Consider the following 26,369-nt stretch of genomic DNA (forward strand, 5'->3'; position numbering starts at 1 on the left):
GATGCCGGTGTGCCCCGAATGCGGAACGGCCAACGGGGAGGGGGACGACTTCTGCGGCAACTGCGGCGCCTACCTCGGCTGGTCGCGCGGCACCCCCGCCACCCCGGCGGCGGCGCCGACGGCCGCGCCCGCGGCGGTGCCCGCACCCGCGAAGGCCGAACCCGCGCCCGAGCCGACACCCGTACCCACGGCGGAGCCCGCGCCCGCCGAATCCACTCGGCGGAGCGCCGCGCGCCGGACCGCGCGCAGCGAGCCGACAACCGAACCGGCGGCCAAGGCGGAAACCACCGCGGAAGCCAGGACAGAAGCCAAGGCGGAGCCCAAGCCGGAGCCCAAGCCGGAGCCCAAACCCGAGGCCAAGGCGCAGCAGCCGCCCGCCCGCCCGGCGCCCGTCGAGACCCCGGCCCCCGAGCCCCCGCCCGCCGCCGAGCCCGCCCGCCCGAGCCCCGCCCCCGTACGGCCGGCCCCCGCGCAGACCGCCGCACCCGCCCCCGCCCCGCAGGCCGACCCGGTGGCCGTCCAGCCCGCCAAGCCCGTGGCCCCGCGCCCCGTCAGCCGGCCGGCCGAGACCGTCGAGACCCAGGACGGCCCGCCCTGCCCCCGGTGCGGCACGCCCAACCTGCCCGAGCGGAAGTTCTGCCGCCGCTGCGCCGCACCGCTGACCCCCACCGCGGCCGCGCCCGAACTGCCCTGGTGGCGCACCCGCTGGCCGTTCCGGCGCCGGGTGCGGATCGGCGGCTCCGGCAACGCGCTGCGCCGCACCATCGCGCTGCTCGTGCTGGTCGCGCTGGTCGTCGCCGGGATCCTGCTCTACCCGGCCGGCAAGGTCGCCTTCCAGGACGTGCTGGACAAGGTCCGCGGCACCGCGCCGATCACCCCCTCCGCCACCACGGCGAGCGCGGCCGTCGAGGGCCATCCGGCCGGCGCGGCCGACGACGGCCTCACCAACACCTACTGGGGCGCACCCGCGATCGGGGACTCCGTCACCTTCTCCTTCCGCACCCCGTTCCGGCTGGTGGACCTGATCGTCCACACCGGCCCTTCGGTGGACCAGCAGCAGTTCCGCCAGCAGGCCCGCCCCATCGTCGTCTCCATGGAGGTCACCTCCGAGGACGGCAAGGTGCACACCGAGCAGGTCGCGCTCAACGACCAGCCGGGCCCGCAGACCGTGCCGACCGGGATCAGCGACGTCACCCAGGTGAAGCTCACCGTCCGCGAGGCCGCCGGGACGGGCCCCGGCCGCGCCATCGCGCTCTCGGAGGTGGAATTCTTCAAGCGCACCTGACCCTGGCGCGCGCTACCGGAGGGAAACGATGGTCTACCGGATCCACTTCACCGCCGAGGACCTGGCCAGGACCCGGCCGGCGGAGCCGATGCCGTTCTCCGAACTCATGGCCGCGGCAAGGGCCCTGCAGGAACGGAGCCAGGCGGCGCGGCTGGATCCGTGGCGGCGGAGCGTCCTCGCGGGCCTGCCCGACGGCGCCCGCATGGCTCTGTCCCTGGTCCCGGCGGACGGCTGGGGGCCGACCTTCCTCATGCCCGCGGTGGCGGGCCACCCGGAGGAACTGCTGGAACGCGTACGGGCCACCCCGCGCCGGCTCGTCGAGGCGGAACTCGCCGCGATCGCCGAGCACCAGCCCGTCCCGGGGTGGGCCCGGCACCTGGCGGACGACCGGGCGCTGCGCGAGGAACTCGCCGACAGCCTCGGGCTGCTCTACGAGCACCTGGTCGGCGGCCACTGGCCGCAGCTCGTCGACCGCCACGCCGCCGACCGGTCCGTGCGGCTGCGGCAGTTCCTCGGCGGAGGCGTCGAACTCCTGCTGGCCGGCGCCAACCCCCGCTGGATGCGCTGGAACCCGCCGGTGCTCGAAGTCCGCAGCGGCGTCGACCACGACCTGCACCTGCGGGGGCAGGGCGTCCTGCTGGGCCCGTCCGTGTTCGCCACCCGGGCCATGGTCAGCGACGACACCCACGGCCTGCCCCTGCCCGTGATCACCTACCCGATCGACGACAGCCGGCCGGCGGGCTGGCCGGCCCTGCTCGGGCCCGACCGGGCCCCGGCGGGGACGGCGGCCGCCCTGTCCGCGCTGCTCGGACAGACCCGCGCCGCCGTCCTGCAGACGATCGCCGAACACCCCGGCTGCACGACGAAGGAACTCGCCGCGCTCGCCGGGACCACCCCCTCCAGCGCCAGCGAACACGCCACCGTGCTGCGCGAGGCCGGCCTCGTCCGCACCGCCCGGTACCGCAACACCGCACTGCACAGCCCGACCGCCCTCGGCCTCGGCCTGCTCGGCGACGGCACCGAACCGCCCGGTTCCGATCCGTCCTGAACGGTGCGGCCCGCGCACTCACACCAGCGGCAGCCCCCCCGCACCGCTGGGCGCCGTCCTTCATCGCGATCAGGTTCGCCGTGACGTAGGGGCCGTTCGCACCCCGGGGCGTTCCATCCATTGCCCGCCGAATGTCACCCACCAGGGGCCGGGGCACCCGGGGTACGGCGGTGGCCTTCCAAGGAGTTCCTCATCTGCGCCACGTACGGTCACCCGTCATGGCACAACGGCGGGTGGTGGCGGGCATGGGGAAGCTGGGGCACGGGACGCGGCTGATCGCGGTGAGCGTGGTCGCCGGGGTGGTGGCGGCGGGGATGGTGCTGCCCGCGGTGGCGGCGGTCGGGCTCGGCGCGCGGTCGGCGGCGGACGACTTCCAGGGCTTGCCCGACGACTTCAGGACCCCGCCGTTGTCCCAGGCGACGACCATCCTCGACGCCGAGGGCGGCACGATCGCCACCGTGTACGACCGGGACCGCACGGTCGTCCCGGCGGACCGGATCTCCCCGCTGGTGAAGACCGCGCTGGTGGACGTCGAGGACAACCGCTTCTACGAGCACGGCGCGATCGACCTCAAGGGCGTGCTGCGCGCCCTGGACAACAACGCCTCCTCGGGCGCGACCCAGGGCGCGTCCACCCTGACCCAGCAGTACGTGAAGAACGTCTTCGTCGAGGAGGCGGGAGACGACCCGCAGAAGGTCGCCGAGGCGCAGCGGCAGACGGTGGGCCGCAAGATCCAGGAGCTGAAGTACGCGATCAAGGTCGAGGAGACCCTGAGCAAGGACCAGATCCTCACCAACTACCTGAACATCACCTTCTTCGGCGAGCAGGCCTACGGTGTCGAGGCGGCCGCCCGGCGCTACTTCGGCGTGCACGCCGCGGACCTCACCCTGCCGCAGGCCGCGCTGCTGGCGGGTCTGGTGCAGTCGCCGACCGGCTACGACCCGACGGTCAACCCGACGGCGGCGAAGGAGCGGCGTGACACCGTGCTGCGCAAGATGGCCGCGTACGGGCACATCACCCAGGAGGAGGCCCGGCAGGCCATCGCCTCCCCGCTGGGCCTGAACGTCCAGGCGCCGCAGCAGGGCTGCATCCTGGCCAAGCAGGGCGAGGGCTTCTTCTGCGACTACGTGCGCAACGTGGTGCTCACGGATCCGGCCTTCGGGAAGTCGGCGGCCGAGCGGCAGGCGCTCTGGAAGCGCGGCGGCCTGCAGATCCGGACCACGCTCGACCCGAAGGCGCAGGCGGCGCTGCAGGCCTCGGTCACCGGTCACGTCGACGCGGGCGACCAGGCGGCGACGGCGATGAGCATCGTCCAGCCGGGCACCGGGAGGATCCTGGCGATGGGCCAGAGCCGCCCGTACGGGGTGGACGACAGGCAGCACCAGACCCAGATCAACTACAACGTCGGCAAGGCCCTGGGCGGCGGGCTCGGGTTCCCGACCGGTTCGACCTTCAAGCCGATCGTCGCGGCGGCGGCCCTGGAGGGCGGCATACCGGCCGATCAGAGCTACACCACCGACTACAGCATCCCGTGGCCGGCCATGACGGACTGCTCGGGCGGCCGGTTCCCTTCCGCCGGGCAGGTGCACAACGACAGCCAGAGCCTCACCGGCCGGTTCGACATGAAGTCGGCGATGGCGCAGTCCGTCAACACCTACTTCGCGAAGCTGGAGGCCGACACCGGCCTGTGCTCGGTCGCGCGGATGACCGAGAAGCTGGGCATCACCCAGCAGGCGGGCGGCGAGAAGCTCCAGGTGGTCCCGTCGATGACGCTGGGCAGCAACGACCTGACGCCGCTGGGCATGGCGGCCGTCTACGCGGCCTTCGCCGCCCACGGCACCTACTGCGCGCCGACCGCGATCGCCTCGGTGACCGGTCCCGACGGCAAGCCGCTCGCGGTGCCGCAGGCGAACTGCACGGCGGCGATGTCGGCCGGCACCGCCGACACGGTCAGCGCGATGCTCAAGGGCGTGGTGGAGGACGGCACCGGCCGGACGGCCGGCCTCACCGGCCGGGACAGCGCGGGCAAGACCGGCACCACCAACGACAGCCGCCAGGTCTGGTTCGTCGGCTACACCCCGGAGATGGCGGGTGCGACCGTGGTCAGTGACACCGACAACCCGAAGCCGCTGGACGGCCAGCGGATCGGCGGCACGGTGGTCGGCCAGGCCTTCGGCGGCACCCTGGCCGGCCCGATCTGGCGCGACGCCATGGACGGCGCCCTGGCCGGGACCCCGGCCGGGACCTTCACCCCGGTGCAGCTGCCTTAGGGCCTGTCTCCTGGGTCCTTGCCGGGTCCGACGAAACCCGAGAGACAGGCCCTGGGCCGGTGACTCGGGGCAGGACTCACCCGTAGAGCGCCACCCTGGGCTCGACCGTCCCCTGGGCGGGGGCCGCCCCGACGACGGTGACCCGGTAGCGCTCGGTCAGGGTGTGGTGGCCGTGCAGGACGAGCTTGGCCGGGACGAGCTTGGTGTACAGCGTCCCGGTCTGGCTGGCGAGCGGCGTGGTGCGCCAGTGGCCGTCCGGGGAGAGCACCTCGAGCCGGATGCTCGACGGGTCGAGGAAGGGGCCGTTCTGGGGGGACTCGATGAGGATCTGCGGGGCCACCGTCCGGTCCGCCGAGGAGTCGTTGCGGTAGGTGACGGTGACCACCCGTTGTGCGTCGTCGCGCGGCAGCGGGGAGGTGGGCAGCTCCACGAAGCCGGTCGGCGGGGCGCCGGCCGCGGCCGCGGTGCCGGTCGCGGCCTGGGCCGGGGCGGTGAGCAGGGCGGTGGGCACGGCGGCGACGGCCGCGGCCAGGGCCACGCTCCGACGGGGGATCTTCCGGGTGCGCATGGCGCCTCCTTCGGCCGACGGCCAGGGCACGCGGGTGCGCCGACTGGTCCGGGCAGGTCCGTACGGCACCACCCTGCCCCCTCACCCGGAAGGCCGCACGCCGGGCCCGGCCGGAGCGCCGGGAGTGGCGCCGCGACTGGGCCGAACGTGCGACGGCCGGGGCCGTCGGGCCGGGGCGTCGCCCACGCCGGGAGCGGGCCCCTTACCTTGGGCGCAGCCTCCGCCCGGCGCCCTCGCCCGCGCGGGGCGTCCGGAGGTCGGGGCAGGTCGCGAGAAGGGGAGGGACGGGGTGCGGGCGCGTTCGGTGGAGGAGCCGGGGCAGCGGACGCCGATCCTGATCCGGTACGGCCACCGCTCCTGGCTGGTGCCCCTGGCGGTGCTCGGGCTGGTGGTGGGGGTGGACGCGGCCACGCCGATGACCTTCGCGTCGGTCAGCTGGCTGGTCATGGTCCCGGTGGTCGCCGCCGGGCTCTGCGGGCCGGCCGCCACCGTGCTGTTCTCCCTCCTCGCCATCGCCGCCTATCCCGCCCTGGACAGCATCTGGGGGAAGTCCCAGGGGACCGAGGACTTCCTGCTGGTGATCGCGGGAGCCGCCCTCTCGGTGCCGATCAGCATCTTCCGCGTCCGCGCCGCCGGCTATGTCCGCCACCTCCAGGGCGCGGCCGAGACCACCCGGCAGGTGGTGCTGCGCCCGGTGCCCCCGGGGTGGGGCGGGGTGGACTCGGCGGCGCGCTACCTGGCCGCGGACGTCGAGGCCCGGGTGGGCGGCGACTTCTACGACGTGCTGGCCACCCCGTTCGGGGCGCGGGTCATCCTCGGCGACGTCCAGGGCAAGGGCCTGCCGGCCGTCTCCGCGGCGGCGGCCCTGGTCGGCTGCTTCCGGGAGGCCGCCTTCCACGAGGGCGACCTGGCCACCGTCGCGGGCTGGCTGGAGGAGCGGCTGCACCGGCAGAACCTGCTGGCGGAGCGGCTGGGGGAGGGGGAGGAGCGGTTCGCGACGGCGGTGGTGGTCGGCTTCCCCGCCGACGCGCCGGGGGAGGTGGAGGTGGTCAACTTCGGCCATGACAGCCCCCACGTGCTCGGCTCCGAGGGCGTTCGCCAGTTGCCGCCGGGCGGCGGCGCCCCGATCGGGCTGGCCCAGCTGGCCGGCGGGCTGCCGCCGGTGCGGCGGCTGCGGCTGGGCCCGGGGGAGACGGTGCTGATCGTCTCGGACGGGGTGACGGAGGCCCGTGACCGTACGGGCGCGTTCTTCTCCCTGCGCGCCCAGCTGGACCGGCTGGCCGACGGCCCGGGGACGGTCGACCCGGGGCGCCTGGTCGACGAGGTGGCCGCCGCGGTCCTGCGGCACACCGAAGGCCGGCTGACGGACGACACCGCCCTGCTCGCCGTCCGGACGCCGCCGGTGGAGCAGGTGGAGCCGGTGCGCTGAGCCCGCGGTGGGGTGGACGGCGCCGCCGACGGGGATCCTCCGTCCGACGTCCGAGTCACCCCGCCGCACCAGCCTCAGTCAGGAGCGCACCCGTGGATTCCGCCGAACTCACCCCGTCCGAGGCCGCCCGGTGGGCCGCCCGGGCCGGACTCGACCTGCCGGCCGAGCGCCATGCCGCGGTGGCGGCCACCGCCCGGCGCCTCCAGTCCGTCGTCGCCGTCCTGCGGGAGCTGGACTACGGGGACACCCCGCCCGATGCCGTCTTCCGCGCGGGAGGGGAGCGGCCCGATGCAGCCGTATGAGCTGAGCCTCGCCGCCGCGGCGGCGGAGATCCGGGAACGGCGGCTGTCCCCCGTGGAGCTGGTCGACTCCGTCCTCGGCCGCATCGACCGGGTGGAGCCGCGGCTCGGCGCGTACGTCGCCGTCACCGCCGAGCAGGCCCGCGACGCGGCCCGCGAGGCCGAGCGGGAGATCGCCGGGGGCCGGTACCGGGGGCCGCTGCACGGCGTCCCGGTCGGGCTGAAGGACCTGATCGACGTCGCCGGCACGCCCACCACCGCGAGCTCCCGGGTCCGCGACGGCCACCGCGCGGCCGAGGACAGCACCGTCGCCGCCCGGCTGCGGGCCGCCGGGGCCGTCCTGGCCGGCAAGACCCACACCCACGAGTTCGCGTACGGCCTGACCACCCCGCAGACCGGCAACGCCTGGGACCGAGGGCGGGTCGCCGGAGGCTCCAGCGGCGGGTCGGCCGTCGCGGTGGCCGCCGGGGCGGCGACCTTCGCCCTGGGCACCGACACCGGCGGGTCGATCCGGGTGCCCGCCGCGCTGAACGGGGTGGTCGGCCTCAAGCCCACCTACGGGCTGGTGCCCCGGCACGGCGTCACCTCGCTGTCCTGGTCGCTCGACCACGTCGGGCCGATCACCCGGACCGTCGAGGACGCGGCGCTGGTCCTGGACGCCATCGCCGGGCACGACCCGCGCGACCCCGCCTCGGTGGCCGTCCCCACCGTCGACCACCGGCCCGAGCGGGAGCCGGACCTGACGGGCGTGCGGGTCGGCGTGCCGGACGGCTACTACCTCGACCACGTCGACGAGGCGGTCGCGGTGGCCGTCCACGGCGCGGTCGCGCAGCTGGAGGCCCTCGGTGCCCGGCCCGTCGCGGTGGAGATCCCGATGGCGCGTTACCTCGTGCCCACCCTGTGGGGCCTGACGGCGCCCGAGGCCGCCGCCTACCACGCGCGCACCCTGCGCACCGTCCCCGAGCTGTACCAGGCCGACGTCCGGGTGCTGCTGGAGGCCGGCGAACTGATCGGCGCGGGCGACTACCTGCGCGCCCAGCGCGCCCGGACGATGATCCGGGAGGCCTGGGCGCGGGTGCTGGCGCAGGTCGAGGTGATCGCCGCCCCGACGGTGCCGACGACGGCGGTCCGGGCCGGCCAGGAGAGCGTCAGCTGGCCGGACGGCACCACCGAGAGCGTCCCGGAGGCCTACGTCCGGCTCTCCGCCCCGGCCAACGTCACCGGCGTGCCCGCCCTGTCCGTCCCGGCCGGCCGCGACGCGGCGGGGCTGCCGATCGGCCTGCAACTGCTCGGGCGGCCGTTCGGCGAGCGCACGCTGCTGCGGGTCGGCCACGCCTACGAGCGGACCCGGCCCGCGCGGGCACTCGCCCCGGTGGTCTGAGCCCGCGGGGCCGCTCCGGCGGCGCGTGGGGCCGTCAACGGCCTTCCATCAGGCGGTACATGCCGATCGAGTCGTGGGTGGCGGTGTCCGCGAAGCCGAACTTCTCGTAGAGGAAGCGCGCGGGGCCGTCCGCGATCAGCGAGACGTACGCGGTGGCGGGGGCCCGGCGTTCCAGCTCCTCGGTGAGTGCCGCCATGATGCGCTTGCCGAGGCCGTGGCCCTGGTGCGCGGGGTGGACGCAGATGTCGGTGATCTGGAACGCGGTGCCGCCGTCGCCGATGATCCGCCCCATGCCGACGGGCTCGCCCTCGTGGTGGAGGACCACGCCGTACCAGGTGTTGGGGAGGGCGACCGCGACCGCCTCGGGCGCCTTGTCGGAGAGTCCGGCGTCGGTGCGCAGGCGGCGGAAGACCTCGACGGTGGGCACGCCGGGGCGAAGCTCGTAAGGGTCACTTATCGGAGTCATAGCTTACATGCTACCCGCTCGACCCTGCTGTCCGGCTCCGGCCGCTCGGGTGAACGCGCGGCGCGACATGCCGGACCGGGCGGGGGGTCGCGGAGGCGGAGGTGATGATCGCCGGGTTCCCCGGAGCCCCACCCCCTCGGAGGCGGACATGCGGATTCTTCTCCTCGTCAGCGCGTTCAACAGCCTCAGCCAGCGGCTGCACGCCGAACTGCGCGACCGGCGCCACACCGTGGACGTCCAACTGGCCGGTGATGACGAGGAGTTGCTCGAAACGGTGGGCCGACTGAAACCCGATCTGGTGCTCGCGCCGATGCTCCGCACGGCGATCCCCCGCAAGCTCTGGTCGCGGCTCACCTGCCTCGTCGTCCACCCCGGACCGCCCGGCGACCGCGGCCCCTCCTCCCTCGACCGGGCGATCCAGGAGGGCCGCACCGCATGGGGCGTGACGGTGCTCCAGGCCGAGGCGGAGATGGACGCCGGCCCGGTCTGGGCCTGGGCGCCCTGCCTGCTGCCCGAGTACGGCAAGAGCGACCTGTACCGCAACGAGGTCGCCGACGCGGCGGTGGCGGCCGCGCTGCTCGCCGTGGAGCGCTTCGCCTCCGGCACGTACGCGCCGCAGCCGCAGTCCGGGCCCGGCTGGAGCGCCGCGGTACGCACCGGGCCCGTCCTGCGCCAGGAGGAGCGCCGGATCGACTGGGCGACCGACCCCACCGAGGAGGTGCTGCGCAGGCTCCGCGCCGCGGACTCCCGGCCCGGCGTGCTCGACGAACTGTGCGGCGGCACCTGGTACCTGCACGGCGGGCACCGCGAGCCGGAACTGCGCGGCCGCCCGGGCGAGCTGATCGCCACCCGGGCCGGCGCCCTCTGCCGGGCCACCGTGGACGGTGCGGTGTGGATCCCGGAACTGCGCCGCCACACCCCCGGCGGCCCCGCGGGCGTCAAGCTCCCCGCGGTGACGGCGCTCGGCGGCCTGCTGCCCGCCCTGCCGGAGGCGACGGCGCCGCTGATGCCGGAGGAGGAGGACGGCCCGGTCTGGTCGGACCTGCGCTACCGCGAGGAAGGCCCGGTCGGCTTCCTGCGGTTCTCCTACCCCGGCGGCGCGATGTCCACCGGCCACTGCCGCCGGCTGCTGGCGGCCTACCGCTTCGCCCTCGCCCGCCCGACCTCGGTGCTGGTGCTCGGCGGCGGCCGGGACTTCTTCTCCAACGGCATCCACCTCAACGTGATCGAGGCCTCGGCGGACCCGGCCGTCGAGTCCTGGGACAACATCACCGCGATGGACGAGCTGGTCGACGCGGTGCTCACCACCACCGACCGGCTGGTGGTCGCCGCCGTCGGGGGCAACGCCGCGGCCGGCGGGGTGATGCTGGCGCTGGCCGCGGACGAGGTGTGGTGCCGCGGCGGCTCCGTCCTCAACCCCCACTACCGGCTGATGGGGCTGTACGGGTCGGAGTACTGGACGTACTCCCTTCCGCGCCGGGTAGGCGCGGCGGCGGCCGAGCGGCTGACCCACCAGGCCCTCCCGGTCTCCGCGGCCACCGCCGAGCGGATCGGCCTGGTCGACCGGGTGCTCGCCTGCGGGCCGGAGGAGTTCGAGCGGCGGACGGCCCACCTGGCCGGCCTGCTCGCCGCCTCGCCCACCACCCAGCAGCGGATCGCGGCGAAGAAGGCCGCGCGCGACGCCGACGAGCGGACGAAGCCGCTCGACGCGTACCGGGAGGAGGAGCTCGCGGTGATGCACCGGCAGTTCTTCACACCCGAATCGCCGTACCACGCGCTGCGTTCCGCGTTCGTCCACAAGCGCCCGGTGGCGACGGGGCCGACCGCGCGGGCGTGACCCGAACGGCCCCGCCGGGCTTGCCTCCCCGGGCCCCGGTTCGCGCCACGCGGACCGGCGCCAGGACCGGACCGTTGCTATGACTGGCTTTCGAGCCATTCCCTCCGGCTCCCATCCCCGAGGAGGCATCCTCATGGGTGCTGCAACAGCTGCAACAGCCGCAACCACCGACACCGACGTGGTGCACATTCTCTGGATCAACGCGGGCCTCAGCTGCGACGGCGACTCCGTCTCGCTGACCGCTGCGATGCAGCCCAGCATCGAGGAGATCGTCACCGGTGCGCTGCCCGGCCTGCCCAAGGTCGCGGTGCACTGGCCGCTGATCGACTTCGAGTGCGGCCCGGTCCAGGGCGCGGACAACTTCGTCGAGTGGTTCTTCAAGGCCGACCGCGGCGAGATCGAGCCGTTCGTGCTGGTCGTCGAGGGGTCCATCCCCAACGAGAAGATCAAGAAGGAGGGCTACTGGTGCGGCTTCGGCGACGACCCCGCCACCGGTCAGCCCATCACCACCAGCGAGTGGCTGGACCGGCTCGCCCCCAAGGCGACCGCCGTGGTGGCGATCGGCACCTGCGCCACCTACGGCGGCATCCACGCGATGGCCGGCAACCCGACCGGCGCCATGGGCGTGCCGGACTACCTCGGCTGGGACTGGAAGTCCAAGGCCGGACTGCCGATCGTCTGCGTGCCGGGCTGCCCGATCCAGCCCGACAACTTCGCCGAGACGCTCACCTACCTGCTGTACCAGCTGGCCGGCTCCGCGCCGATGATCCCGCTGGACGACAAGCTGCGGCCCGCCTGGCTGTTCGGCGCCACCGTGCACGAGGGCTGCGACCGCGGCGGCTACTACGAGCAGGGCCAGTTCGCCACCGACTACGGCACCCCCGAGTGCCTGGTGCGGCTCGGCTGCTGGGGCCCGGTCGTGAAGTGCAACGTCGCCAAGCGCGGCTGGACCAACGGCATCGGCGGCTGCCCGAACGTGGGCGGCATCTGCATCGCCTGCACCATGCCGGGTTTCCCGGACAAGTTCATGCCCTTCATGGACCCGCCGCCCGGCTCCCGGGTCTCCTCCAACGCCAGCAGCGCGTACGGCACGCTGATCCGCCGGCTGCGCGCGATCACGCTGAACACCCTGGACAAGGAACCGAAGTGGCGCCGCACCGGCCGCCAGCTGACCACGGGCTACCGACCGCCCTGGTGACGACCGCCGGAGGGCCGCACACCACCCGGTGTGCGGCCGCCGCCGACCCTCTCCCGCCCGCCGAGGCCCCGCGTCCTCCGCACCGATCCCGCCCGCCGAGGCCCCGCACTCCCACCGATCCCGCCCGCCGAGGGCCCCGCTCCCAGAGACAAGGACACGACAGCAACGATGGCAACTCCGACCACCAGGGCGGCCGGCGACGGCAGCGGCCTGACCGAGATGTCCTGGGACCCGATCACCCGGATCGTGGGCAGCCTGGGCATCCACACGAAGATCGACTTCAAGCAGAAGAGGGTCGCGGAGTGCTACAGCACCTCCTCGGTCTTCCGCGGCTACAGCGTCTTCATGCGCGGCAAGGACCCGCGCGACGCCCACTTCATCACCAGCCGGATCTGCGGGATCTGCGGCGACAACCACGCCACCTGTTCCGTCTACACCCAGAACATGGCGTACGGGGTGAAGCCCCCGCACCTGGGGGAGTGGATCATCAACCTCGGCGAGGCCGCCGAGTACATGTTCGACCACAACATCTTCCAGGAGAACCTGGTCGGGGTCGACTACTGCGAGAAGATGGTCCGCGAGACCAACCCGGGCGTCCTGGAGCAGGCCGAGCGCACCGAGGCCCCGCACGCCGGCGACCACGGGTACCGGACCATCGCCGACATCATGCGCTCGCTCAACCCCATCGAGGGCGAGTTCTACCGCGAGGCGCTCCAGGTCAGCCGGTACACCCGGGAGATGTTCTGCCTGATGGAGGGCCGCCACGTGCACCCCTCCACGCTCTACCCGGGCGGCGTCGGCACGGTCGCGACGGTGCAGCTGTTCACCGACTACCTGACCCGGCTGATGCGCTACGTCGAGTTCATGAAGAAGGTCGTGCCGCTGCACGACGACCTCTTCGACTTCTTCTACCAGGCCCTGCCCGGCTACGAGGAGGTCGGCCGCAGGAGGGTCCTGCTCGGCTGCTGGGGCAGCCTCAACGACCCGGACCACTGCGACTTCACCTACCGCAACATGACGGACTGGGGCCGGCGGATGTTCGTCACCCCCGGCATCGTGGTCGACGGCAAGCTCGTCACCAACGACCTGACGCAGATCAACCTGGGCATCCGCATCCTGCTCGGCAGCTCCTACTACGAGGACTGGCAGGGCAAGGACCTGTTCGTCACCCACGACCCGCTGGGCAACCCCGTCGACCCCCGGCACCCGTGGAACCAGCACACCATCCCCGCCCCGCAGAAGCGGAACTTCGACGACAAGTACAGCTGGGTGATGTCCCCGCGCTGGTTCGACGGGAAGGACCACCTCGCCCTCGACACCGGCGGCGGCCCGATCGCCCGGCTGTGGTCCACCGCCCTGTCCGGGCTGGTCGACATCGGCTACGTCAAGGCCACCGGCCACAGCGTGCAGATCAACCTGCCCCGCTCGATGACCAAGCCCGAGGTCACCTTCGAGTGGAAGATCCCGCGGTGGAGCAACGCCATCGAGCGCAACCGCGCCCGCACCTACTTCCAGGCGTACGCGGCCGCCGCCGCCCTGCACTTCGCCGAGAAGGCGCTCGACGAGGTCCGCGCCGGGCGCAGCCAGACCTGGGAACGCTTCGAGGTGCCGGACGAGTCGATCGGCTGCGGCTTCACCGAGGCCGTGCGCGGCGTGCTCTCGCACCACATGGTGATCCGCGACGGCAAGATCGCCAACTACCACCCGTACCCGCCCACCCCCTGGAACGCCAGCGTCCGGGACAGCTACGGCACGCCGGGCCCGTACGAGGACGCGGTGCAGAACACCCCGATCTTCGAGGAGAACCCCCCGGACACCTTCAAGGGCATCGACATCATGCGCGCGGTGCGCAGCTTCGACCCCTGCCTGCCCTGCGGCGTGCACATGTACGTCGGCGGCGGGCGCACCGTGCAGACCATGCACGTGCCCACCGGCCTGAGCGGGCTCACCGCATGACGGCCGAGCGGACCGGGCAGCGGATCCAGCAGGCCCTGGACGACCTGGCCGGCAGCGGCGCGGAGCAGGCGGGCGAGCAACTGGTCAGGGAACTCATGGAGTTCTACGGCCAGGGTCTGGCCCGGATGGTCCCCGCGCTGCCCCCGCCCGCGCTGGACCGGATGCTGGACGACCCGGCCGTGGCCGGGCTGCTGCTCCTGCACGACCTGCACCCCGAGGACCTCCCCGCCCGGATCGACCGGGCCCTCGCCAACCTGCCCGAGCGGGTCGAGGTGGCCGGCTTCGACCAGGCCACCGGCGTCCTGCGGCTGCGCCGCACCGCCACCGGCTGCGGCTGCGGCGAACAGGAGGTGGAGGCCGTCCTCGCCTGCCACGCGCCCGAGGTGACGGCCGTGGAACTGGAACGCGCTCCCCAGCTGCTGCAGATCGGCACCCGCCCGCCGCAGCCCGCGGAGGCGCGATGAACACCCGCCGGATCTCCCGCGACGGCACGGCCCTGCTGCACCGGCTGCGCGAACCGGCCCCGCCGCGCCCCGAGCAGTGCGCGTTCTGCGGCCGGGACCTGCCCGACGGCCACCGCCACCTGGTGGACGTCGAGGAGCGCGCCCTGGCCTGCGCCTGCACCGCCTGCGGCCTGCTGTTCCAGCAGCCGGGCGCGGCCGGCGGCCGCTACCGCACCGTGCCGGACCGCTACCTCGCCGACCCGGACGGCGAGTTGGACCAGCAGGCCTGGTCGGTGCTGGGCATCCCGGTCGGCACCGCCTTCCTGTTCCGCAACACCGTGCTGGACCAGCTCCTCGCCTTCTACCCCGGCCCGGCCGGCGCCACCGAGAGCGAGCTGGACGAGCAGGCCTGGCGGCGCGCCCTCGGCGGCAGCCGGCTGGCCGACGCCCTGGAGCCGGACGTGGAGGCGCTGCTGCTGCGCCGCACCGAGGAGCGCGTGGCGTGCTTCCTGGTGCCGATCGACGTCTGCTACGAACTGGTCGGCCGGCTGCGGCGGTGCTGGCACGGCTTCGACGGCGGCGCCGAGGCACGCACCGAACTCGACGCGTTCTTCGCGCGGCTGGCCGAGCGGGCCCGCCCGCTGCCCGCGGAGGTGACGGCGTGACGGCGCTCGCCTTCGCCTGCACCGGCGTGCGCTCCGACCCGTACGCGGCCGGGCCGACCCTGGTGTTCCGGCTGCGGATCACCGCGTCGGCCGACACCCGGGTGCACGCCCTCGTTCTCCAGTGCCAGCTGCGGATCGAACCGGGCCGCCGACCGTACGGCGACGCCGAGGGCGAGCGGCTGGCCGACCTGTTCGGCGGCCGGGAGCGCTGGGCGACCACGCTCAACCCGGTCCAGTTCGCCACCGTGCCGCTGCTGGTGCCCGGCTTCACCGGCGAGACGGAGATCGACCTCGCGGTGCCCTGCACCTACGACCAGGACGTCGCCTCGGCCCGCTACTTCCGGGCGCTGGACGGCGGCGAGGTGCCGATGCTGCTGCTCTTCTCCGGCACCGCCTTCGCCGGCCCCGCCGGGTTCCAGGTCAGCCCGGTGCCCTGGGACCGGGAGGCCAGGGTGCGGATGCCGGTCGGGGTCTGGCGGGAGGCGATCGACCGGCACTTCCCCGGCAGCGGCTGGCTGCGGCTGCCGGACGAGGTGATGGACGAGTTGCTCGCCTACCGCTCCCGGCGGGCTCTGCCCTCCTGGGAGGCGACGGTGCGCGAGCTGCTCGCGGCGGCGAGCGAGGGGACGGTCCGGTGAGCGGCTTCCCGGAGCGGATCGAGCGCGGCTTCGCGGCCGCCCGGCAGATCGCCGACGCGGTGCTGCTGGAGGGCTACGTGCTCTACCCGTACCGCGCCTCGGCGGCCAAGAACCGGCTGCGCTGGCAGTTCGGCGTGCTGGTGCCGCCCGAGTACACCGTGCAGGGCGGCGAGCACTCCCACCAGCGCACCGAGTGCGTGATGGAGGCGCGCGGCGGGGACCTGCTGGCGGTCGAGCTGCGCTTCCTGCGGGTCCAGCGGCGCACCGTCGAGCGGGCCACGGCGGCCGGCTTCGAGTCGGTCGAGCGGCTGGCGCTGGCCGACCGGGACCTCGTCGAGTGGGACGAGGGCGTCGAGGAGCGGATCGAACTCCTCATTCCCGTCGAGGAGTTGGAAGGCGACGGGGTGCAGCGGCCGTTCCGGCTGCCGGGCGTCGGCGAGACCGGGCTGGTGCGCGAGGACGGCAAGGTCCTCGGCCGGCTGGTGCGGCGGCGCGAACAGGTCGACGGCCTGGTCTGGCTGCGGGCCGAGGACGTGCCCGGCCCGTACCTGGCGCGGCGGCTGACCGTCGAGGTGGAGAACACCTCCGACTGGACGCCGCCCCGGCGGGCCACCCGCGACCAGGCGCTGCCGCGCTCACTGGTCTCCGCCCACCTGCTGCTCGGGCTTGAGCACGGCCGCTTCCTGTCCGTCACCGACCCGCCCGAGTGGGCCCGTCCGGCCGTCGAGCGGTGCCGCAACCAGCGCACCTGGCCGGTGCTGGCCGGACCGGACGGCGAGCGCGGCGTCGTGCTGTCCTCGCCGATCATCCTGGAGGACCACCCGCGGATCGCCCCCGAGAGCCTCGGCACCCTGTACGACGCCACCGAGATCGACGAGATCCTGGCACTGCGGACGGCGGCCCTGACCGAGGAGGAGAAACGGGAGGCCCGCGGCACCGACGAACGGGCCGGCGCGGTGATCGACCTGGCCGAGTCCCTGCCGCCCGAGGTGCTGGAGCGGCTGCACGGGGCCATCCGCGGGCTGCGCGAGGTCACCGGCGGCGCCGGAGCGGCCGAACAGCCGTGGTGGGACCCGGGCGACGACCCGGAGGTCGACCCCGAGCGGGACCGGGTGCTGGTCGACGGCCGGGAGGTCGGCGCCGGCAGCCGGGTCCTGCTGCGGCCGGGCCGGCGGCGCACCGACGCCCAGGACCTCTTCCTGGACGGGCGCACCGGCATCGTGGAGGCGGTGCTGTACGACGTCGACGGCTCGGTGCACCTGGCCGTCACGGTCGAGGACGACCCGGGCGCCGACCTGTGGCGCGCCCAGGGGCGCTTCCGCTACTTCCAACCCGACGAGGTCACACCGCTGGAGGAGTCGTGACGGGCGCCACGGTGCTGGTCGCCGGGGTGGGCAACATCTTCCTCGGCGACGACGGCTTCGGCGTCGAGACCGTCCGGCGGCTGGCCGCCCACCCGCTGCCGGCCGGTGTCGAGCTGGTCGACGTCGGCGTGCGCGGCGTGGACCTGGCGTACCGGCTGCTCGACGGCCACCGCACCGCCGTCCTGGTGGACGCCACCTGCCGCGGCGGAGCGCCCGGCACCGTCTACCTGATCGAGGCGGACGCCGAACAGCCGCTGGAGGTACCGGTCCTGGACGGGCACCGGATGAGGCCGGACGCCGTACTGGCCCTGCTCGCCACGCTCGCCGCCGGCACCGGCGGCGAGCCGCCCGAACGGGTGCTGGTGGTCGGCTGCGAGCCGGCCTCGCTGGAGGAGGGCATCGGGCTGAGCGAGCCCGTCGCCGCCGCCGTTGAGGAGGCGGTCCGAATGGTCCTGCGCGTCGTGGACGAGGCCGCGCAACCGGAGAAGGAGACGACACCATGCTGAGGAAACTGTTCTGCGTCGCCCTGCTGGCGGGGATCGGCGCACTGCTCTGGCAGAGCCTGCCGGACATCAAGCGGTACCTGCACATCTCCCGGATGTGACCGGGGACGACCCGTGCGGTGCGGATTGCTGCGAACGGTGCAGCCCCGCACCCGGTGGCGGCGCGGCTTCGGGCCGACGCCGCCACCGCGCCCTGTAATGGGGCGCGTTGCCGCCCGCTCCGGGAAGGGGACCCATGCACGAGATGTCGATCGCCGAGGCCGTCGTCGAGCAGGTGGACACGGCCGCGCGCGAGCACGGGGCCCCCGGGGTGGCGCGGGTGCGCCTGCGGGTGGGCGAGCTGGCCGGCGTGGTGCCCGAGGCCCTCGACTTCTGCTTCGAACTGGCCTGCGCCGGAACGCTGGTGGCGGGCGCGGTGCTGGACACCGAGTCCGTCCCGGCCCGGGCCCGCTGCACCCCCTGCGCGGTCGAGTGGGCGGTCGGCATGCCGCCGGACCTCGGCTGCCCCGGCTGCGACGGCGGTGGCGGCGTGGAGCTGTTGTCCGGCCGTGAACTGCAGATCCTCGACGTCGAGTGGTCACGGAGCCCCGGCGTCCGGGCCGAACAGAAAGGCTGATGCCGATGTGCCGCACGGTCGACCTCCGTCAGGCGGTCCTCGCCCGCAACGACGACAGCGCCCGCCGGCTGCGGACGACGCTGGCGGAGCGGGGCACGATCGCGGTGAACCTGCTGTCCAGCCCCGGCAGCGGGAAGACCGCGCTGCTGGAGGCCGAGCTGACCCTCGCCCGGCGGCGAGGGGTGGCGGTCGCCGCGCTCACCGCCGACCTCGCCACCGAGAACGACGCCCGCCGGCTGGCCCGCTCGGGCGCCCCGGTGAAGCAGGTGCTCACCGACGGGCTCTGCCACCTGGAGGCGCGGATGCTCGCCGGGCACCTGGACGGCTGGCTGCCCGCGGAGTGCCGGCTGCTGTTCGTGGAGAACGTCGGCAACCTGGTCTGCCCGGCCTCCTACGACCTCGGCGAGACGCTGCGGGTGGTGCTGGCCTCGGTGACCGAGGGCGAGGACAAGCCGCTCAAGTACCCGACGGCCTTCGGGCCGGCCAACCTGGTGCTGGTGACCAAGGCCGACCTCGCCGCGGCGGCCGAGTTCGACGAGGCCGCGTTCCTGGCGAACGTCCAGCGGGTCAACCCCGGGGTGACGGTGCTGCACACCTCCGCCCGGACGGGCGCGGGCGTCGGGGCGCTGCTGGACCGGGCGCTGGCCGTGCTGGACGGGGCCGAGCCGCACCGGCCGGTGATGTCGGCGCCGGCGCCGCACGACCACGGTCACGAACACGAGCACGAACACGGGCACCACCACGGCCACTCCGTCGTGGGGGAGGACGCGTGACGGCCGGTCACCCCGGGCTCGACCGCGAGCGGCGGCGGGTCGCCGTCCGAGGCCTGGTGCAGGGGGTCGGCTTCCGGCCGTTCGTCCACACGCTGGCCGGTGAACTCGGACTGGCCGGCACCGTCACCAACACCGGCGAGGGCGTCCTGGTCGAGGTCGAGGGCAGCCCGGACGCCCTCGCGGCCTTCTGCCGACGGGTGGCCGGGGACGCGCCGCCGCTCGCCCGGGTGCACTCGGTGGAACACGCGCCGCTCGCCGTCACCGGCGCCACCGGCTTCCGGATCGTCCCCTCCCGCCCCGACGGCCCCCGCACCACCCTGATCCCGCCCGACACCGCCGTCTGCGCCGGCTGCCTCGCCGAACTCGCCGACCCGGCCGACCGCCGCCACCGGCACCCCTTCATCAGCTGCACCGACTGCGGCCCCCGGCACACCATCGTCACCGGCCTCCCGTACGACCGGGCCAACACCACCATGGCCGGCTTCCCGATGTGCCCGGACTGCGTCCGGGAGTACACCGACCCCGCGAACCGCCGCTTCCACGCCCAGCCCGTCGCCTGCCACGCCTGCGGGCCCAGGCTCGCGCTGACCGTGCCCGCACGCCCCGACCTCGACGGGGAACAGGCCCTCACCGCGGCCCGGCAGCTGCTCGCCGACGGCGCGATCCTCGCCGTCAAGGGCATCGGCGGCTACCACCTCGCCTGCGACGCGCGCGACGCCGCGGCCGTCGCCCTGCTGCGCCGGCGCAAGCGGCGCGGCGACAAGCCCTTCGCCGTGATGGCCCGCGACCTCGCCACCGTCGAGCGCCTGCTGCCCGTCGACCCGGTCGAACGGGAACTGCTCACCGGGCCCGTGAAGCCGATCGTGCTGCTCCGCCGTAGGGGCCTGCCGGTGCCCGAGGGGGTCGCGCCGGGCAGCCCCGACCTCGGGGTGATGCTCCCGTACACGCCGCTGCACCACCTGCTGCTCGCCGCCCCCGGGCCGGACCTGCTGGTGATGACCAGCGCCAACCTCTCCGGCGAGCCCATCGTCACCGAGGACCGGGAGGCACTGGAGCGCCTCGCCCCGCTGGTCGACGGCTGGCTCACCCACGACCGGCCGATCCACGTCCCCTGCGAGGACTCGGTGGTGCGGGTGGTGGACGGCGAGCGGCTGCCGCTGCGCCGCTCGCGCGGGTACGCGCCGCTGCCGGTCCCGCTGCCGGTGCCCGTCCGCCCCGCGCTGGCCGTCGGCGGCGACCTCAAGAACACCTTCGCCCTCGCCCGGGACGGCTACGCCTGGCTGTCCGGCCACATCGGCGACATGGACGACCTGGCCACCCTGCGGGCCTTCGACCGGGCGGTCGAGCAGCTCGGCACGGTCAGCGGCGTACGGCCCGAACTGCTGGTCGCCGACCGGCACCCCGGCTACCGCTCGCTGCGGCACGCCGAGCGGACCGCCGCCGGTCGGCCGGTGCACCGGGTGCAGCACCACCACGCCCACATCGCCGCGGTGATGGCCGAACACGGCCTGGACGGCGGCCGGCCGGTGCTCGGGGTGGCCTTCGACGGCACCGGCTACGGCGAGGACGGCGCGATCTGGGGCGGCGAGGTGCTGCTGGCCGACTACGACGGGTTCCGCCGCCTCGCCCACCTCGGGTACGTGCCGCTGCCGGGCGGCGACGCGGCCGTCGAGCGCCCGTACCGGACGGCGCTCGCCCACCTGCGCGCGGCCGGGCTGCCCTGGCTGCCCCAGCTGCCACCGGTCCGCGCCTGCACGGAGGAGGAACTCGCCCTGCTGGAGCGGCAGTTGGAGCGCGGACTGAACTGCGTGCCGACCTCCAGCATGGGGCGGCTGTTCGACGCGGTGTCCGCGCTCGCCGGGGTCTGCCAGCGGGCCGGGTACGAGGCCCAGGCGGCGATCGAACTGGAGGCGGCGGCCTGTGCCTTCGTGCGGACCGGCGGCTACGCGTTCGGCCTGTCGGAGCGGGCGGACGGCTGGATCGCCGACCCCTCGCCGGTGCTGGCCGCCGTGGTGACCGACGTGACCGCGGGAGCCCCCGCCGGTCTGGTCGCCGTCCGCTTCCATCACGCGGTGGCCGAGCTGGTCCGGCGGATCTGCGCGGCCGTCCGGGAGCGGCACGGCACCACCACCGTGGCGCTCAGCGGCGGGGTCTTCGCCAACGCGCTGCTCTCCTCGGCCTGTGCGAGCGGGCTCGGGGAGGACGGCTTCACCGTACTGCGGCACCGCCGGGTGCCGCCCAACGACGGAGGGCTGGCGCTGGGCCAGCTGATGGTGGCCGCCCGGTCGTCGGCCACCCGGGAGGAGTGAGAGCGGATGTGCCTGGCGGTGCCCGGCAGGGTGACGGAGATCGGGGAGCGGGACGGGACCAGGATGGCGGTGATGGACTTCGGCGGCGTGGTCAAGGACGTCTGCCTGGAGTACCTGCCCGACCTGGCGGTGGGGGAGTACGCGATCGTCCACGTGGGATTCGCGCTGCAGCGCCTGGACGAGGAGTCGGCCCGGCGCACCCTCGCCCTCTTCGAGGAACTCGGGCTGTTGCAGGAGGAGTTCGGCGACCCGTGGGAAGCCGCCAGCGCGGCGGGAGAGGCTGAGGAGGCCGGACGGTGAAGTACCTGGAGGAGTTCCGCAACCCCGAGCTGGCGGCCGGGCTGCTCGCCGACATCAGGGCGACGGTCACCAGGCCGTGGGCGCTGATGGAGGTCTGCGGCGGCCAGACGCACAGCATCATCCGCCACGCCATCGACCAACTCCTGCCGGACGAGGTCGAGTTGATCCATGGCCCGGGCTGCCCGGTGTGCGTCACCCCGCTGGAGGTGATCGACCGCGCGCTGGCGATCGCCGCCCGGCCCGGGGTGGTCTTCTGCTCCTTCGGGGACATGCTGCGGGTGCCCGGCACCGACCGGGACCTGTTCCGGGTCCGCGGCGAGGGCGGCGACGTGCGGGTGGTGTACTCGCCGCTCGACGCGCTGCGGATCGCCCGGGAGAACCCGGACAAGGAGGTGGTCTTCTTCGGCATCGGCTTCGAGACCACCGCCCCGCCGAACGCCATGGCCGTCCACCTGGCCAGGAAGCAGGGGCTGCGCAACTTCAGCATGCTGGTCTCCCACGTCCGGGTGCCACCCGCGATCGACGCGATCATGGACTCGCCGGACTGCCGGGTCCAGGGCTTCCTCGCCGCCGGGCACGTCTGCAGCGTGATGGGCACCGCCGAGTACCCGGCGCTGGCCGAGCGCCACCGGGTGCCGATCGTCGTCACCGGCTTCGAACCGCTGGACATCCTGGAGGGCATCCGGCGGACCGTACGGCAGCTGGAACGCGGGGAGCACACCGTCGACAACGCCTACCCCAGGGCCGTCCGCCCCGAGGGCAACCCGGCGGCTCGCGCCATGCTGGAGGACGTGTTCGAGGTGGCCGACCGCTCCTGGCGGGGCATCGGGGTGATCCCGCTCAGCGGCTGGCGGCTCTCGCCCCGCTACCGGGACCACGACGCCGAGCACCGCTTCGACGTCGCGGGGATCACCACCCGCGAACCCGCGGCGTGCCGCAGCGGCGAGGTGCTGCAGGGGCTGCTGAAGCCCCACCAGTGCGAGGCCTTCGGCACCGTCTGCACCCCGCGCACACCGCTCGGCGCCACGATGGTGTCCAGCGAGGGGGCGTGCGCGGCGTACTACCTGTACCGGCGGCTGGGCGTGCCGGACACGTCCGTCCGGGGCCGGGAGGCCCAGCAGCCCCAGGAGGCGGGTCGCGTTGGCTGACATCGAACTGCGCACCGAACTGCTCGGCGAACTGCCTGTCGGGCTTCCCGGTGAACTTCCCACCGAGCGGCCGGACTTCTCCGGCTGGAGCTGCCCGCTGCCGCTGCGCGACCACCCCCGGGTGGTGATGGGCCACGGCGGCGGCGGGGTGCTGTCCGCCGAGCTGGTGCAGAACCTCTTCGCGCCGGCCTTCGGCGGCCCGGTGCTCGCCGGACTCGGCGACTCCGCCGTGCTGGAGCTGGGCGGCGCCCGGCTCGCCTTCTCCACCGACTCCTACGTGGTGCGGCCGCTGTTCTTCCCCGGCGGCTGCATCGGCGACCTCGCCGTCAACGGCACGGTCAACGACCTCGCCATGAGCGGGGCCAGGGCGGCCTACCTGTCCTGCGGCTTCATCCTGGAGGAGGGGGTGGAGATGGCCGTGGTGGACCGGGTCGCCCGGGCGCTCGGCGCCGCCGCCCGTACCGCCGGGGTGGAGGTCGCCACCGGGGACACCAAGGTGGTCGAGGCCGGGCACGGGGACGGCGTCTACCTGAACACCGCCGGGATCGGGCTCGTTCCGGCCGGGGTCGACATCCGGCCGCAGCGCGCCCGGCCCGGTGACGTGGTGATCGTCAGCGGGCCGATCGGGCTGCACGGCGTGGCGATCATGAGCGTCCGGGAGGGGCTGGAGTTCGGCGTCGAGGTGCGCAGCGACAGTGCGGCGCTCGGCGGCCTGGTCGAGGCGATGCTCGTGGCCACCGCCGACCTGCACGTGCTGCGCGACCCCACCCGGGGCGGGCTGGCGGCGGCGCTCAACGAGATCGCGGTCGCCGCCGGGGTCGGCGTCGTGATCGGCGAACGCGACGTCCCCGTTCCGGAGCCGGTGGCCAACGCCTGCGCGGTGCTGGGCCTGGACCCGATGTACATCGCCAACGAGGGCAGGCTCGTCGCCTTCGTCCCGCGCGGTTCGGCGGACGCCGTGCTCGCCGCCATGCGCGCCCACCCGCTCGGCGCGGAGGCGGTGGTGATCGGCGAGTGCGTCGAGGAGCACCCGGGGATGGTCGTCGCCCGGACCGGTTTCGGCGGCACCCGGGTGGTCGACCTGCCGATGGGTGAGCAGCTGCCGCGGATCTGCTGACGGTTCGGCGCGGCGCGTCCGTCAGGGCGGTCACACGGGCCGTTCCGCCGGGACGGCGCCGCGGCCGCGGGACTGGGCGAGCAGCCAGCCGTAGACCTCGGGATCGTCGTACGTCCGCGTCCAGGAGTCGTGGCCGACCCCCGGGTAGCGGGTGAACCGCACCGGGCCGCCCAGCTCCCGCAGTGCGTCGACCAGCCGTTCGGTGTGGGCGACCGGGATGACCTCGTCCTCGTCGCCGTGGAAGGTCCACACCGGTACGGTCGTGAGCCGCGGTGCGGACTCCCGCAGCCAGGAGCCGCAGACCGGTACGGCGGCGGCGAACCGGTGCGGGTAGCGGGCGGCGAGCGCCCAGGAACCGGTGCCGCCCATGCTGAGGCCGGTCACGTACCGCCGGTCCGGATCGACCCGGACCTCCCGTTCCACCTCCGCCACCAGGCCGGCCAGGGCGCTCAGCTCCGCCACCCAGGAACTGTGCGACGGGCACTGCGGGGCCACCACCACGAACGGCAGCCGCGCCCCCTCGGCGATCTGCCGCACCGGCCCGTGCGCGGTCAGGAGCGTCAGGTCCTCGCCGCGCTCCAGCGCGCCGTGCAGGAAGAGCAGCAGGGGCCACGGCTCGGGCCCGTCCTGGTAGCCGTCCGGCAGCGACAGCAGGTACCCCAGGTCGTTGCCGTCGTCGTCGACGGCGAACCGGCGGTGCTGGAAGGGTGCGGACATCGGTTTCCTCACGGGCGCCGGGCGAGGGGACGGATCCGCCCCGCCGCCATCCCTACCCCGCCGCCAGCCCGAAGGCATCGCCGTTCAGCGCACTCTCGCGGGCGGTTTGGCCGGGCAGTGGTTGACAGCGGGGTTGCGGCGGTCGACAGGGGTGAACAGAGGTGTTACACCAGGTGCGTTCAGCGCCTCGGGAGAGTTGTCCGCGTCGGACGCTCCGTCCTGCGTGACGGCAGGGAGGCGGCCGTGACCCTTCGTCGTACGGAAGTCGGAGTATGAGCCCACTGAATTCACCGGACTGGGAGGACGTCGTTGTCGGAGCGGCGGCCGTGGACGAACTTCCCCTGTGGGGTGGTGAGTTGATCATCGATCGGCCGACGGGCCGGTCGGCGGCGGAAGGCATGGACCTACCGGACCTCAGGGCGCAGCTGTGTGAGGTGGCCGAGGCCTGGGAGGAGGTCGCGCCCGAGGAGCTCGACGCCTGCGACGACCTGCGGGCCGTTCTGGAGGCCGACGTGGAGGCGCTCCAGGCCCGGTGGCAGCACGTCGCCGGGCTCCCCGACGCGTCGGAAGCGGTGGCGGCCGGCCCGACGGGGCACTCGGGCGCTCGGGGCGCGGCGGTGGCCGTGAACGCCGCGCTCCGCGAGGCCGACCGGGACGACCTCGCCCTGCGCGGTGTCCCCGAGTGGCAACAGCTCCGTGCGGTGCGTGACGCGGTCTCCCGGATCTGGCAGACGCTCGTCGCGCGGGCCGGCGAGGCGGCGGGCCGGCTCCTCCGCGACCGGCGCGTGGCGGAGTTCCTGCGCACCATGTCGATCCGCGCCTGCGAGACGATCGCCCGGCTCGCCCGGCTGGCGGCCGACCGCCTCCGCGGTGGCCGGGCGGCGCCGGCGAGCGCGGAGGCGCTCCTCGCGCTCGGCCGCGCGGCGAGTGCCTACGGCAGGTCCGCGCGGCAGCCGGGCGAGCCGGCCACGGCGGAGGCGCTGCTCGTCCTCGGCGCCGGACCACGCGAGGACCCGGCCTGGCACGTCGTGTGACCTTTCGGGCCCGCTGTCAGGTGTAGAGGGCGGCGGCGCGGCGGGTCGCTTCGGTGAGGCGGGCGCGGAGTTCGGGTGGGTGGAGGACCTCGGCTTCCGGGCCGAGGCGGAGGAGTTCGAAGTAGCCGATCTCCCAGGACTCGATCGGCAGGGTCACGGTGACCCAGCCGTCGGCGTCCGGGGGGCCCGCGGTGGCGAGGGCGTCGGAGGCGGCGGTGGGTTCCAGCAGGACGGCGAGGTTCTCGACGGCGAGCGGGCTCAGGCGCACCACCGCCCGCTCGCGCAGCATGGCGCGGGTGAACTCCCGTGCCGCCGCGGCCCAGTGGTCGGCGAGGTCGAACTCGGGGTCGCGCTCGAACCGCTCGTCGCCGGCCTCGGCGGTCTCGAAGCGGTCGACCCGGTACGAGCCGAACCGGCCGGACGGGCCGCGCGCCACGAGGTACCACTGCCCGGCCTTCAGGACCAGGCCGTACGGGTCCAGCCGGCGCTCCCGGGTGCCGCCGCGCGCCGCGTAGCGGGCGTGGAGGACGCGGTCCTCCCACACGGCGCGCGACACCTCGGCGAGGAGCGGCGGGGTCCCGGCGTCGCGGAACCAGGCCGGTGCGTCGAGGTGGAAGCGCCGGGTGGCGGCGGCGGGGGCGTCGCCCAGGGCGGCGGCGACCTTCAGGCGTGCGGCGAGGGCCCGCCCGGCCAGGCCCATGTCGCGCAGCGGGCCCGGGAGTCCGGCCAGGTGCAGGACCTCGGCCTCGGCGCGGTCGAGGCCGGTGAGGCGGGTGCGGTAGCCGTCGACGAGCCGGTAGCCCCCGCCGCGGCCGCGTTCCGCGTACACCGCGATGCCGGCCTCGGCCAGGGCGGCGACGTCCCGCTGGACGGTGCGCTCGGAGACCTCCAGTTCGGCGGCGAGTTCCGCGGCGGTCATCGTCCGCCGGGACTGCAGGAGCAGCAGCAGCGCGATGGCCCGGCTCGCCCGCATGTCGCTCCCTCCTCCGTCCGTCGTCGTCACGT

Annotated in this window: 26 protein-coding genes; 22 read left to right on the forward strand and 4 right to left on the reverse strand. The window is 74.5% G+C overall.

Features of this window, described 5'->3' with window-relative positions; all coding sequences use genetic code 11:
• The first annotated feature begins 1 nt into the window (after nucleotide 1).
• The 3 genes from ACGF0D_RS30550 to ACGF0D_RS30560 all read left to right on the forward strand — a co-directional run bounded on the left by ACGF0D_RS30550 (nucleotide 2) and on the right by ACGF0D_RS30560 (nucleotide 4,603).
• A complete protein-coding gene (locus ACGF0D_RS30550; RefSeq protein WP_392921666.1) occupies nucleotides 2–1,285 on the forward strand; it encodes a zinc ribbon domain-containing protein in 1,284 nt (427 codons plus the stop codon).
• Nucleotides 1,286–1,313: 28 nt separating this feature from the next.
• Nucleotides 1,314–2,333: an ArsR/SmtB family transcription factor gene (locus tag ACGF0D_RS30555; RefSeq protein WP_392877536.1), complete on the forward strand. Its 1,020-nt coding sequence runs from the start codon at nucleotides 1,314–1,316 to the stop codon at nucleotides 2,331–2,333.
• 218 nt (nucleotides 2,334–2,551) lie between these two features.
• Entirely contained in the window at nucleotides 2,552–4,603 is a 2,052-nt protein-coding gene (locus tag ACGF0D_RS30560; protein WP_392921669.1) for a transglycosylase domain-containing protein, read from the forward strand.
• A 76-nt stretch (nucleotides 4,604–4,679) separates the two neighbouring features.
• On the opposite strand, the gene ACGF0D_RS30565 is transcribed toward ACGF0D_RS30560, so the two are convergent.
• Nucleotides 4,680–5,171 carry a signal peptide protein gene (locus ACGF0D_RS30565; RefSeq protein WP_392921672.1) on the reverse strand — a complete coding sequence of 164 codons (492 nt, stop codon included), beginning with the start codon at nucleotides 5,169–5,171 and terminating at the stop codon, nucleotides 4,680–4,682.
• A gap of 289 nt (nucleotides 5,172–5,460) precedes the next feature.
• Between ACGF0D_RS30565 and ACGF0D_RS30570 the strand changes: the two genes are divergently transcribed.
• The 3 genes from ACGF0D_RS30570 (at nucleotide 5,461) to ACGF0D_RS30580 (ending at nucleotide 8,280) form a co-directional block, all read left to right on the forward strand.
• The gene (locus tag ACGF0D_RS30570) at nucleotides 5,461–6,600 is read left to right on the forward strand and encodes a PP2C family protein-serine/threonine phosphatase (RefSeq protein ID WP_392921675.1); all 1,140 of its coding nucleotides are present in this window, start codon (nucleotides 5,461–5,463) and stop codon (nucleotides 6,598–6,600) included.
• A 92-nt stretch (nucleotides 6,601–6,692) separates the two neighbouring features.
• The gene (locus ACGF0D_RS30575; protein ID WP_392921678.1) at nucleotides 6,693–6,902 is read left to right on the forward strand and encodes a hypothetical protein; all 210 of its coding nucleotides are present in this window, start codon (nucleotides 6,693–6,695) and stop codon (nucleotides 6,900–6,902) included.
• Entirely contained in the window at nucleotides 6,889–8,280 is a 1,392-nt protein-coding gene (locus tag ACGF0D_RS30580) for an amidase (protein WP_392921680.1), read from the forward strand. The genes ACGF0D_RS30575 and ACGF0D_RS30580 overlap by 14 nt, the downstream gene beginning before the upstream one ends.
• Before the next feature lie 34 nt (nucleotides 8,281–8,314).
• On the opposite strand, the gene ACGF0D_RS30585 is transcribed toward ACGF0D_RS30580, so the two are convergent.
• A complete protein-coding gene (locus ACGF0D_RS30585) occupies nucleotides 8,315–8,746 on the reverse strand; it encodes a GNAT family N-acetyltransferase (protein WP_392877524.1) in 432 nt (143 codons plus the stop codon).
• Nucleotides 8,747–8,894: 148 nt separating this feature from the next.
• Between ACGF0D_RS30585 and ACGF0D_RS30590 the strand changes: the two genes are divergently transcribed.
• The 15 genes from ACGF0D_RS30590 to hypE all read left to right on the forward strand — a co-directional run bounded on the left by ACGF0D_RS30590 (nucleotide 8,895) and on the right by hypE (nucleotide 23,613).
• The gene (locus ACGF0D_RS30590; RefSeq protein ID WP_392921683.1) at nucleotides 8,895–10,583 is read left to right on the forward strand and encodes a hydrogenase maturation protein; all 1,689 of its coding nucleotides are present in this window, start codon (nucleotides 8,895–8,897) and stop codon (nucleotides 10,581–10,583) included.
• Between the two features lie 133 nt (nucleotides 10,584–10,716).
• Nucleotides 10,717–11,781 (forward strand): hydrogenase expression protein HypE, encoded by a 1,065-nt coding sequence (locus ACGF0D_RS30595; protein ID WP_392921685.1) that lies wholly within the window; start codon nucleotides 10,717–10,719, stop codon nucleotides 11,779–11,781.
• Between the two features lie 168 nt (nucleotides 11,782–11,949).
• Entirely contained in the window at nucleotides 11,950–13,737 is a 1,788-nt protein-coding gene (locus tag ACGF0D_RS30600; protein WP_392921688.1) for a nickel-dependent hydrogenase large subunit, read from the forward strand.
• Nucleotides 13,734–14,201 (forward strand): thioredoxin, encoded by a 468-nt coding sequence (locus ACGF0D_RS30605; RefSeq protein ID WP_392877516.1) that lies wholly within the window; start codon nucleotides 13,734–13,736, stop codon nucleotides 14,199–14,201. Before ACGF0D_RS30600 ends, ACGF0D_RS30605 begins: the two co-directional genes overlap by 4 nt.
• Nucleotides 14,198–14,845, forward strand: a complete 648-nt coding sequence (locus ACGF0D_RS30610) for a DUF5947 family protein (RefSeq protein ID WP_392877514.1) — start codon at nucleotides 14,198–14,200, stop codon at nucleotides 14,843–14,845. Before ACGF0D_RS30605 ends, ACGF0D_RS30610 begins: the two co-directional genes overlap by 4 nt.
• Complete coding sequence (locus ACGF0D_RS30615; protein ID WP_392921691.1) at nucleotides 14,842–15,483, forward strand: DUF6084 family protein; 642 nt, start codon at nucleotides 14,842–14,844, stop codon at nucleotides 15,481–15,483. The genes ACGF0D_RS30610 and ACGF0D_RS30615 overlap by 4 nt, the downstream gene beginning before the upstream one ends.
• A complete protein-coding gene (locus ACGF0D_RS30620) occupies nucleotides 15,480–16,847 on the forward strand; it encodes a hypothetical protein (RefSeq protein ID WP_392921694.1) in 1,368 nt (455 codons plus the stop codon). Before ACGF0D_RS30615 ends, ACGF0D_RS30620 begins: the two co-directional genes overlap by 4 nt.
• Nucleotides 16,844–17,353, forward strand: a complete 510-nt coding sequence (locus ACGF0D_RS30625; protein ID WP_392921696.1) for a hydrogenase maturation protease — start codon at nucleotides 16,844–16,846, stop codon at nucleotides 17,351–17,353. Before ACGF0D_RS30620 ends, ACGF0D_RS30625 begins: the two co-directional genes overlap by 4 nt.
• Complete coding sequence (locus ACGF0D_RS30630) at nucleotides 17,347–17,451, forward strand: DUF6893 family small protein (RefSeq protein WP_392877506.1); 105 nt, start codon at nucleotides 17,347–17,349, stop codon at nucleotides 17,449–17,451. Before ACGF0D_RS30625 ends, ACGF0D_RS30630 begins: the two co-directional genes overlap by 7 nt.
• A gap of 134 nt (nucleotides 17,452–17,585) precedes the next feature.
• Nucleotides 17,586–17,966 (forward strand): hydrogenase maturation nickel metallochaperone HypA, encoded by a 381-nt coding sequence (hypA, locus tag ACGF0D_RS30635; RefSeq protein ID WP_392877505.1) that lies wholly within the window; start codon nucleotides 17,586–17,588, stop codon nucleotides 17,964–17,966.
• A gap of 5 nt (nucleotides 17,967–17,971) precedes the next feature.
• Nucleotides 17,972–18,739 carry a hydrogenase nickel incorporation protein HypB gene (gene hypB, locus ACGF0D_RS30640; RefSeq protein ID WP_392921699.1) on the forward strand — a complete coding sequence of 256 codons (768 nt, stop codon included), beginning with the start codon at nucleotides 17,972–17,974 and terminating at the stop codon, nucleotides 18,737–18,739.
• Nucleotides 18,736–21,048, forward strand: coding sequence for a carbamoyltransferase HypF (gene hypF, locus ACGF0D_RS30645; RefSeq protein WP_392921701.1), 2,313 nt, complete (start codon nucleotides 18,736–18,738; stop codon nucleotides 21,046–21,048). The genes hypB and hypF overlap by 4 nt, the downstream gene beginning before the upstream one ends.
• A 6-nt stretch (nucleotides 21,049–21,054) precedes the next feature.
• Nucleotides 21,055–21,348 carry a HypC/HybG/HupF family hydrogenase formation chaperone gene (locus ACGF0D_RS30650; protein ID WP_392877499.1) on the forward strand — a complete coding sequence of 98 codons (294 nt, stop codon included), beginning with the start codon at nucleotides 21,055–21,057 and terminating at the stop codon, nucleotides 21,346–21,348.
• Nucleotides 21,345–22,496, forward strand: a complete 1,152-nt coding sequence (gene hypD, locus ACGF0D_RS30655) for a hydrogenase formation protein HypD (protein WP_392877497.1) — start codon at nucleotides 21,345–21,347, stop codon at nucleotides 22,494–22,496. Before ACGF0D_RS30650 ends, hypD begins: the two co-directional genes overlap by 4 nt.
• 31 nt (nucleotides 22,497–22,527) lie before the next feature.
• Complete coding sequence (hypE, locus tag ACGF0D_RS30660; protein ID WP_392921741.1) at nucleotides 22,528–23,613, forward strand: hydrogenase expression/formation protein HypE; 1,086 nt, start codon at nucleotides 22,528–22,530, stop codon at nucleotides 23,611–23,613.
• A gap of 30 nt (nucleotides 23,614–23,643) precedes the next feature.
• Here the strand turns inward: hypE and ACGF0D_RS30665 are convergent, their stop codons facing one another.
• Nucleotides 23,644–24,330 carry a prolyl oligopeptidase family serine peptidase gene (locus ACGF0D_RS30665; RefSeq protein ID WP_392877495.1) on the reverse strand — a complete coding sequence of 229 codons (687 nt, stop codon included), beginning with the start codon at nucleotides 24,328–24,330 and terminating at the stop codon, nucleotides 23,644–23,646.
• A gap of 398 nt (nucleotides 24,331–24,728) precedes the next feature.
• On the opposite strand from ACGF0D_RS30665, the gene ACGF0D_RS30670 reads away from it, so the two are divergent.
• On the forward strand, nucleotides 24,729–25,364 hold the full coding sequence (locus tag ACGF0D_RS30670; RefSeq protein WP_392877494.1) for a hypothetical protein: 636 nt from the start codon (nucleotides 24,729–24,731) through the stop codon (nucleotides 25,362–25,364).
• A gap of 16 nt (nucleotides 25,365–25,380) precedes the next feature.
• Here ACGF0D_RS30670 and ACGF0D_RS30675 read toward each other — a convergent pair whose 3' ends face one another.
• A complete protein-coding gene (locus ACGF0D_RS30675; RefSeq protein ID WP_392921703.1) occupies nucleotides 25,381–26,337 on the reverse strand; it encodes a helix-turn-helix transcriptional regulator in 957 nt (318 codons plus the stop codon).
• Nucleotides 26,338–26,369 lie beyond the last annotated feature (32 nt).

It is taken from the genome of Kitasatospora sp. NPDC048298, from assembly GCF_043201465.1.
In the GTDB taxonomy this organism is placed as follows: domain Bacteria; phylum Actinomycetota; class Actinomycetes; order Streptomycetales; family Streptomycetaceae; genus Kitasatospora.